We start from the raw sequence: 8,655 nt of genomic DNA, 5'->3' as shown, positions 1-8,655 counted from the left end.
GAAAGGGAAGTAAAGTCTAAATCACATATTGAACATTAAAATTCAGAGCCTGTCTTAGTTCACTTTATTTCCTTTCTCTTTCTTAAATTTATAAAAACAAATCTAAAGGAGCTTGTCGAAATAGTTCTACTTACGGATAATCAACATCGGTTTCGACAAGCTCAAGCTGTCAAATAAAACTTAATACACTTTTCAGACAACCTCTTTTTTTATTATAAATAAAGTAGGACAGGGAATGGATTTTGACAATTTCATTGGTTTATATATTTTAAAATAACAATCAGTAAATATTTTAATAGTAATATAAAATCATTATATTTGGTACACCAAATTGGTGCACCAAATATTTGTTTAGATTAAATTGTGATTAAAATGAATAGGAGAATTTTTTTTGAAGTTCTATAATTCCTTTTTAAAAGTAGTTTGCAAACGGTATCTTAATGCTCCAATTAAAAACAACTAAACAATAAAAAGCTAATAAAATGAACACTAAAATCATTAAATTATTATTACGCCTTGTTTTAATAGTTAGTATTCCATTTGTAATCAATAGTTGCAAAGATTCAGCTAAAAAGTCCAATACAGAAGTAGCAAAATCCATAATTTATCCAAGTGACGTCATTCCATTTATGGACGAGTTTACTATTTTATGCGGCGATGGTAAAAGCATTAAAGATTTAGTAAAAGTGGAGCATAAAGATTTTTTTTATGTTTCAAATGATGGAAAAACGGATTGGGTTGTTTATAAAACACCTAATTCGGGCATAACTTCAAAAAACTCGAGCAATACACGTACAGAGTTAGGACAGAAAAAACATTGGAAAGCCGAAACCGGTGGAAAATTAACAGGTACGCTAAAAGTTATGCATGTTTCAACTTCGGGCGATGCTAGGGTAGCGGCTTCATATTCAGTTGTAGTTGGACAGATTCATGGTACAGAAGGGCATGAAAATGAACCTTTAAAAATATTCTATAAAAAATTTCCAGGTCATAAAAAAGGTTCTGTTTATTGGAACTATGAAATTAATACAGAGGGCGATAATTCCAAACGCTGGGATTATTCTACCCCAGTTTGGGGATATGATATGGCTGTTGTCGGGTCGAGTCCCACATCATATCCTGATGAGCCAGAAGATGGTATCGAATTAGGCGAAACCTTTAGTTATGAAGTAAATGTTTATGAAGGCATTATGTACCTTACCTTTAAAAGTGAGGGTCATGAAACCAAAAAGTTCACTAAAAACTTATTAAAATCAGATTTTGCAACCAAGGCCGATATTCCTCAACAAATATTAACGCTATATGCGTCCATAGGTCGTGATGGGGTAGAACGGGCAAATGCCTATGCTGGCGAGTTACAAAATTTTAAGCAAGGTGCTTATAACCAAACAAACGGAAAAGATCCTGAAGAAAATATCGTTTGGCATACAGGCTCTGAAACTTATAATGGCGATATAGCAAAACAATACGCCAATGGCTGTTATGCAGAAGTTTGGTTTAAAGAAGCAACTGTTGGACCTGGTACCATGCCAAATAAGGATAAAAATGAATAATAATTTAAACCAGGTCATCTTTATAATGGGCGTTTCAGGTTGTGGAAAGAGCACCATTGGAAAGTTGTTATCCGAAAAACTTAATATTCCTTTTTTTGATGGTGATGATTTTCATCCACAATCCAATATAGACAAAATGAGTAGCGGTATGCCTCTTAATGATGAAGACCGATACGGTTGGTTGGTAGCGCTTAATCAATTAGCGAACAAACAATTAAAAAATAACAGCTGCATCATTGTTTGTTCTGCCTTAAAAAAATCATATCGAGAAATTTTAAGTACAGATATTCAAAATCAAGTTAAATGGGTTCATTTAGCAGGAAGTTTTAATCAAATTTTTGAACGATTAAATAATAGAGCAAATCATTTCATGTCTTCAGATTTATTACAATCACAGTTTGATACTTTAGAATCTCCCAAAGAGGCATTAGAAATAAATATTGGGTTAAAACCAGAAGACATTGTTGAAAGAATTACAAAAGAATTACATATGAAATCAGAATTCGGGTTATTTGGATTAGGGGTTATGGGGAAGAGTTTAAGTAGAAACTTGGCTCAAAAAGGCTTTAAAATTTCCATGTTCAACAGAGAGGAAAAAGGCACCGAGGAAGATGTGGCTATTAATTTCAAAAAAGCCCATAAAGAGTTGGAGTCGGCTCAAGCATTTTCAAATATCGAGGCTTTTGTAAATTCATTACAAACCCCAAGAAAAATCATGCTCATGGTAAATGCTGGAAAAATTACCGACATGGTGATTGAAGATTTAATCCCTTTTTTATCGGCAGGCGATGTTTTAATAGATGGAGGAAATTCAAATTATTTACAAACAAAACAGCGTTACAATTACTTAAATACTAAAAACATTCATTTTATAGGCGTTGGAGTTTCAGGAGGCGAGCAAGGGGCGTTAAAAGGTCCTTCCATCATGCCGGGTGGAAATAAAGAAACTTATAATTTAATAAAAACGTATTTGGAAAGTATTGCTGCCAAAGACGCTAACAATTTACCATGTTGTACCTATGTAGGTGAAGAAGGGAGTGGGCATTTTGTAAAAATGGTGCATAATGGTATTGAATATGTTGAAATGCAATTGTTGGCAGAAGTTTACACCATTCTGAAAAACATGGGGAAAAACCCAGATGATATTGCCACTATTTTAGAGTCTTGGAAGCCAAAAGCGGATAGCTACTTGCTAGGAATTACCATCGATGTTTTAAGAAAAAAAGATGCTGATGATTGGCTCGTTAATAAAATAGTAGATAAGGCGGGTAATAAGGGTACAGGAAATTGGACAACCATTGCTACCGCAGAACTAGGTGCCCCAAGTACATTAATAGCTTCGGCATTATTTGCACGTTACACCTCATTTTATAAAGAAGAACGACTGCAAGCAAGTAACAACTTTAATATAAAACCTTCATCGTTTAGTTTAGATATTGATGATGTTTTAAAAGCATATCAGTTTGCACGTATTATAAACCATTACCAGGGTATTAAATTAATTTCCGAAGCAGGAAAAGCCTATAAATGGACTTTGAATTTAAGCGAAATAGCTAGAATATGGACCAATGGATGCATCATTAAATCTGATTTTATGGTAGAGTTAATTTCAGTTTTAAAGGAAGACGATAATATTTTAGAACATAAAACCATTATCAATCAGGTTAAACTATTAAAACCATCCATAAATAAAGTAGTTTCACAGTGCATTATAAGTGAGTTGGCCATACCATGTTTAAGCGAATCTGTTAACTTTTTAAATGGGTATGCAACCGCTAATTCATCTGCCAACATCATTCAAGCGCAACGCGATTATTTTGGAGCACACACCTATCAACGAACCGATGATGCTACTGGTAAATTTCACCACACCAACTGGCAGCAAAACTAAAAGTTAAGTTTTGCTTTCAAGCTCTACCAACTATTAACCAACAACTATTACCAACAACTAAATACCATAAACCATGTCAGAATCAAAAGAAAAGAAATCTTTAATTAAAAAAATAATAGCCCTGGTGTTAGGTTTTGGTCCTGGTATTTTTGCCATAGGTTATACCATTGGCACGGGTAGCGTAACTTCCATGATTGTTGCAGGTAGCCAATTTAACATGCAATTATTATGGGTGTTGTTATTAAGCTGTGTTTTTTCTGGGGTTTTAATGTTTGTTTATGGTAACTACGCTTTAATAACAGGCGAAACAGCACTCTTCGGTTTTAAAAAACATTTAAAATACGGTAAAGCCTTAGCTATTTTAATCATTATTGGGATTACGTTCGGGCAATGGAATTCGCTAATGGGTATTTTAGGAATTTCTTCCAATATCATTTATGAAATATTAGCCATTAATTTTTCAGGATTAGAAGATTTGAAATACGAAACCGTTTTAATAACCGCTATTTTAATCATTGTTGTGTTTTACTTATTAATGCTGGTAGGTAAGTACACTTTTTTCGAAAAAATATTGGTCATTTTTGTAACGCTTATGGGGCTTTCATTTATATTGTCGTTATGCCTAGTACAACCGTTACCCATGGATGTAATTAAAGGATTGATACCATCCATTCCAAATGTTCCAGATGGTAAAATGTTAGTGGCAGCATTTGTTGGTACCACCATGGCAGCAGCAACCTTTCTATCGCGTCCCTTATTTGTAAAAGGAAAAGGATGGACCATAGAAAATTTAGACCAACAACGAAAAGATTCAATCACTGCCGCTATATTAATTTTTGTAATTAGTGGTACCATAATGGCTGTGGCTGCAGGCGCTTTGTTTTATGAAGGCAAAGTAGTGACGCAAGTTTTGGATATGGCAAATACTTTAGAGCCTGTTGCTGGTAAATGGGCGGTTACTATTTTCTTTTTCGGAGCTTTAAGCGCTGGATTGTCTTCTATTTTTCCATGCTTATTAATTGCACCGCTTTTGGTTGCCGATTACCAATCGGGCGAATTGGATACGAATTCAAAACAATTCAGAATTATAACTTTTATCGCTTGTTTAGTGGCTTTAATTGGTCCTGTATTTGGCGGAAACCCTATAGAAATTCAAATCCTATCTCAAGTTTTTAATGTATTTATTCTACCGCTAGTGGTACTAGGTATCATACTTATGGTAAATAATAAAACAATTATGAAAGGGTATAAAACTGGTATTTGGGTAAATATTGGATTATATGCAGCCTTGTTCTTTTCTTGTGTTATCTCTTATACGGGAGTTATTGGCATCATGACAAAATACTTTTAACATAACCATTTTTTGGTAAACAACTTTTAAAATGAAAAATAAATTAAAAATTTACAGTGTAGTAATTACGCTTTTAGTACTAACTTTTTCTTGTAAAGACATGGAAACTAAAACTAGTGGGCTAATTGTGAAAAATGTATCTGAATTTAATGATGCCGTTAAAAACGCAAAACCAGGTGATGTTATTACCATGGCAAACGGTGTTTGGGAAGATGCAGAATTGGTTTTTGAAGGCAAGGGTACAGAAGAAAAACCAATTATTTTAACGGTTGAAGAAAAAGGTAAGGTAACTTTGGAAGGTGCTTCAAACCTACAAATAGCAGGAGAATATTTAATTGTTGAAGGTTTGGTTTTTAAAAACGGATATACACCTACCAACGCCGTAATTTCTTTTAGAAAGAATAAAGAGGAAATGGCAAATAATTGCCGATTAACCGAATGTGTTATTGATAATTACAATAACCCAGAGCGCCAGGTTCAAGATTATTGGGTAACCATTTATGGAAAAAATAATAGAATAGACCACAACCACATTGTTGGTAAAAAGAATTTGGGTGTTACCATGATTGTTGGTTTAGATACCAAAGAAAGTATTGCCAACAACCATAAAATAGACCATAACTATTTTGGGCCACGATCAACTTACGGGAATAACGGAGGCGAAACTTTAAGAATTGGTACCAGCCACAACGCTTTAGAAAACTCAAATACCTTGGTAGAATCCAATTATTTTGATAGAACCAATGGCGAACATGAAATTATTTCTAACAAATCCTGTCAAAACACCTTTAAATATAATACGTTTTTTGAATGCACCGGAACGTTGACCATGCGCCATGGAAACGAAACTTTAGTGGATGGTAATGTATTTATAGGAAACGGAAAACCAAGTACAGGTGGTGTGCGCGTTATAAACGAAACACAAACCGTGATTAATAACTATCATATTGGTTTAACAGGCTACCGCTTTAGAGGTGCTTTTGTTATGATGAACGGTGTTCCAAATTCGCCACCAAATCGTTATGTACCGGTTATAGATTCTAAAGTAAGTAACAATACATTTGTTAATTGCGACCACATTCAATTATGTGCGGGAAGCGATGCAGAAAGAAGTCAAGCCCCTAGAACTTCGGAAATTTCCAATAACATTTTTTATAACGATCACAAGAAAAACATCTTTACGGTATATGATGATATTAGTGGTATTACATTTAAAGACAATATTTTAGGAAATAATATGGAGTCTGGTATTTCTAGTGGATTTGAAAATGCAGATATTCAATTGGTTAAAAGCGAACAAGGGTTTTTAATTCCGAAGTCCGATAAAATTAAGCATGAAATTACCATCAGCCCCAATATTGCAACTAAAGAAAATACAGGGGTTTCTTGGTATTCAAAAACAGATACTTATGTGGCATTAAACTCAGGGAGCCTTGTAAAAGCTAAACCAGGTATCAATACCTTGTTTGATGCGGCTCAAAACTCAAAACCGGGTGATATTATTGAGCTAACTTCAGGTGAAACTTACTTATTAACCAAGGCCGTAAAGGTGAATCATCCACTTACCTTTAAATCATCAGGAAAAGAAAAAGCGATTATTTTATTTGAACGTATGATGGCTTTTGAAATTCAAAATGGTGGAAGTTTATCTTTGGAAAACATCAAATTTGATGGTGCAAGTTCACCCGATTACGCTGGAAATTCTGTAATAAGTACCAGTAAAAACTCGATGATAGAGAACTATAAACTATTTATTGATAATTGCGATTTCGAGAACTTTGTAGTAAACCATTCGTTCGACGTTTTAAGGGTTGCCAAAGGCACATTTGCCGATACCATCAGCATTCAAAATTCAAGATTCAAGAATATTACCGGACATATAGCGGCATTAGATACCGAAACTGATGATATTGGCGCTTACAATGTGGAATATTTTATTATGAAAAATAACAGTTTAAAAGATGTTCAAGGCGCCGCATTGCGTTTGTATAGAGGAGGGAAGGATGAAAGTACCTTCGGTCCATTCTTAGAAATAGACCATAATGTTTTCGATAATGTTGGCTTCGGAAGTAAGAATAAATACGAAGCAGCCATGTCGTTATACGGTGTTCAGGTTGTAGATATTCAAAATAATATTTTCAACAAAACAAAAGGCATCAACATGCATTTGGTTGTAGGCGAGCCCGTTGTTAATATTTTAAATAATAATTTCTACGAGTCCGATAAGCTAAATGTAACTGGAGATGAAAAATACAACGTACAAAATCTATGGACTTTCAATCCAAACTATGATAGTGAATCATTCATTTTATTAGAAAATTCACCACTAAAAGGAAAAGGAACAGATGCTTTAAATTTAGGGATATTAAATAATTAATAGCACTACTTATAAACGTTTTTTAAATGCTGATTATAAGTATAATAGATGTAAAAGTAATTAGAAAAAAGAGTACATTAGAGTTTCAATAAAATTAATAGTTTGGCATGAAAATCACTGAAATTAAAGTCTTTGTTTGCTGTTCTGGTCGCAATTTCGTAACCGTTAAAATCCTAACAGATAAAGGAGTTTATGGAATAGGTGATGCCACATTAAACGGAAGGGAATTAGCTGTTGTATCTTATTTGGAAGAACACGTCATTCCATGTTTAATTGGTAAAGATGCCCATCAAATAGAAGATATTTGGCAGTATTTATATAAAGGTGCTTATTGGCAAAATGGCGCTGTAAGTATGGCTGCTATTGGTGCTATTGATACCGCTCTTTGGGATATTAAAGGGAAGGTTGCGGGTTTGCCTGTCTATCAGTTACTTGGAGGGAAAAGTAGAAGGGCAGTTACCGTTTATGCCCATGTGAATGGTGAATCTATTGAAGAAGTACTTAGTAATTTAGAAAAAGCAATAGCAGATGGGTATAAAGTAGTTAGGTTGCAATGCACCATTCCTGGTACTGAAGGCACTTATGGTACTTTAGGTGATAAAAAGAATTATTACGAATTGCAAGGTAACAGGCCATTGCCTCCAGAACATCCATGGTCAACCACCAAATATCTAAATTTTATTCCTGAATTATTTAAAAGAGCAAGAGATACGTTTGGTTATGGCATTGAATTGTGCCATGATGTACATAGCAGGTTAACACCCATTGAAGCGGCGCAATTAGGGAAAACACTAGAACCATTTAAATTAAAATTTCTTGAAGACGCTGTAACCTATGAGAATCCTGAAGGTTATAAAATAATAAGAAACCATACTACAACGCCCATGGCATTGGGCGAAAAATTCAATACCATTTGGGATGCCAAACACTTAATTGAAAACCAATATATTGATTTTGTAAGAACCGCAGTAACCCATGGTGGTGGCATTACACCATTAAAAAAACTAGCCGATTTTGCATCGTTGTACCACGTAAGAATGGCGCCCCATGGTGCACCCGATCTGTCTCCTATTTGTTTCATGGCGCATATGCATCTAGATTTATGGGCACCCAACTTTGGGGTTCAAGAATTTATAGGTTTTGGCACCCCAGAATTAAATGAGGTATTCAACTTTCAAGCCCAATTAAAAGACGGGGAAATCTATATAGAAGATAAACCCGGAATTGGCGTAGAATTTAATGAAGAAGCTGCTATAAAATATCCGTATAAAAGATCATACCTCCCAGTCTCTCGATTGGAAGATGGTACTTTATGGAATTGGTAAAAGAGACTTTTAGATGGAAGTCCATCATCTAAAATTTATTTATTAGAATGTTATCATTTAAAATAAAAGGTTCATTATCTAGAAGGGTGATATTAAGTTTAAATATTTAAAAATATTACTGTTTCAACTGTGCATTTTTAGTTCATCGAGATCGATGA

The 8,655-nt window shown here is 34.2% G+C and carries 5 protein-coding genes; all 5 read left to right on the top strand.

The annotated features are described in order from the left end of the window. Positions 1-482: 482 nt before the first annotated feature. Entirely contained in the window at positions 483-1,553 is a 1,071-nt protein-coding gene (locus J8H85_RS13885; RefSeq protein WP_209655813.1) for a polysaccharide lyase family 7 protein, read from the top strand. Then, positions 1,546-3,444 carry an NADP-dependent phosphogluconate dehydrogenase gene (gndA, locus tag J8H85_RS13880; protein ID WP_245243816.1) on the top strand — a complete coding sequence of 633 codons (1,899 nt, stop codon included), beginning with the start codon at positions 1,546-1,548 and terminating at the stop codon, positions 3,442-3,444. The genes J8H85_RS13885 and gndA overlap by 8 nt, the downstream gene beginning before the upstream one ends. 73 nt (positions 3,445-3,517) lie before the next feature. Then, on the top strand, positions 3,518-4,795 hold the full coding sequence (locus J8H85_RS13875) for an Nramp family divalent metal transporter (RefSeq protein ID WP_209655812.1): 1,278 nt from the start codon (positions 3,518-3,520) through the stop codon (positions 4,793-4,795). 31 nt (positions 4,796-4,826) lie between these two features. Beyond that, positions 4,827-7,172: a polysaccharide lyase 6 family protein gene (locus J8H85_RS13870; RefSeq protein WP_209655811.1), complete on the top strand. Its 2,346-nt coding sequence runs from the start codon at positions 4,827-4,829 to the stop codon at positions 7,170-7,172. Positions 7,173-7,279: 107 nt separating this feature from the next. Further along, positions 7,280-8,497, top strand: coding sequence for a D-mannonate dehydratase ManD (manD, locus tag J8H85_RS13865; protein ID WP_209655810.1), 1,218 nt, complete (start codon positions 7,280-7,282; stop codon positions 8,495-8,497). Positions 8,498-8,655 lie beyond the last annotated feature (158 nt).

Source organism: Mariniflexile gromovii (assembly GCF_017814435.1).
Taxonomy (GTDB): domain Bacteria; phylum Bacteroidota; class Bacteroidia; order Flavobacteriales; family Flavobacteriaceae; genus Mariniflexile; species Mariniflexile gromovii.
This window is presented reverse-complemented; position numbering and strand designations above follow the sequence as displayed.

Coding starts and splice junctions, on each gene's coding strand:
- J8H85_RS13885 (WP_209655813.1), top strand. CDS start 483: ATGAACACTAAAATCATTAAATTATTATTACGCCTTGTTTTAATAGTT.
- gndA (WP_245243816.1), top strand. CDS start 1,546: ATGAATAATAATTTAAACCAGGTCATCTTTATAATGGGCGTTTCAGGT.
- J8H85_RS13875 (WP_209655812.1), top strand. CDS start 3,518: ATGTCAGAATCAAAAGAAAAGAAATCTTTAATTAAAAAAATAATAGCC.
- J8H85_RS13870 (WP_209655811.1), top strand. CDS start 4,827: ATGAAAAATAAATTAAAAATTTACAGTGTAGTAATTACGCTTTTAGTA.
- manD (WP_209655810.1), top strand. CDS start 7,280: ATGAAAATCACTGAAATTAAAGTCTTTGTTTGCTGTTCTGGTCGCAAT.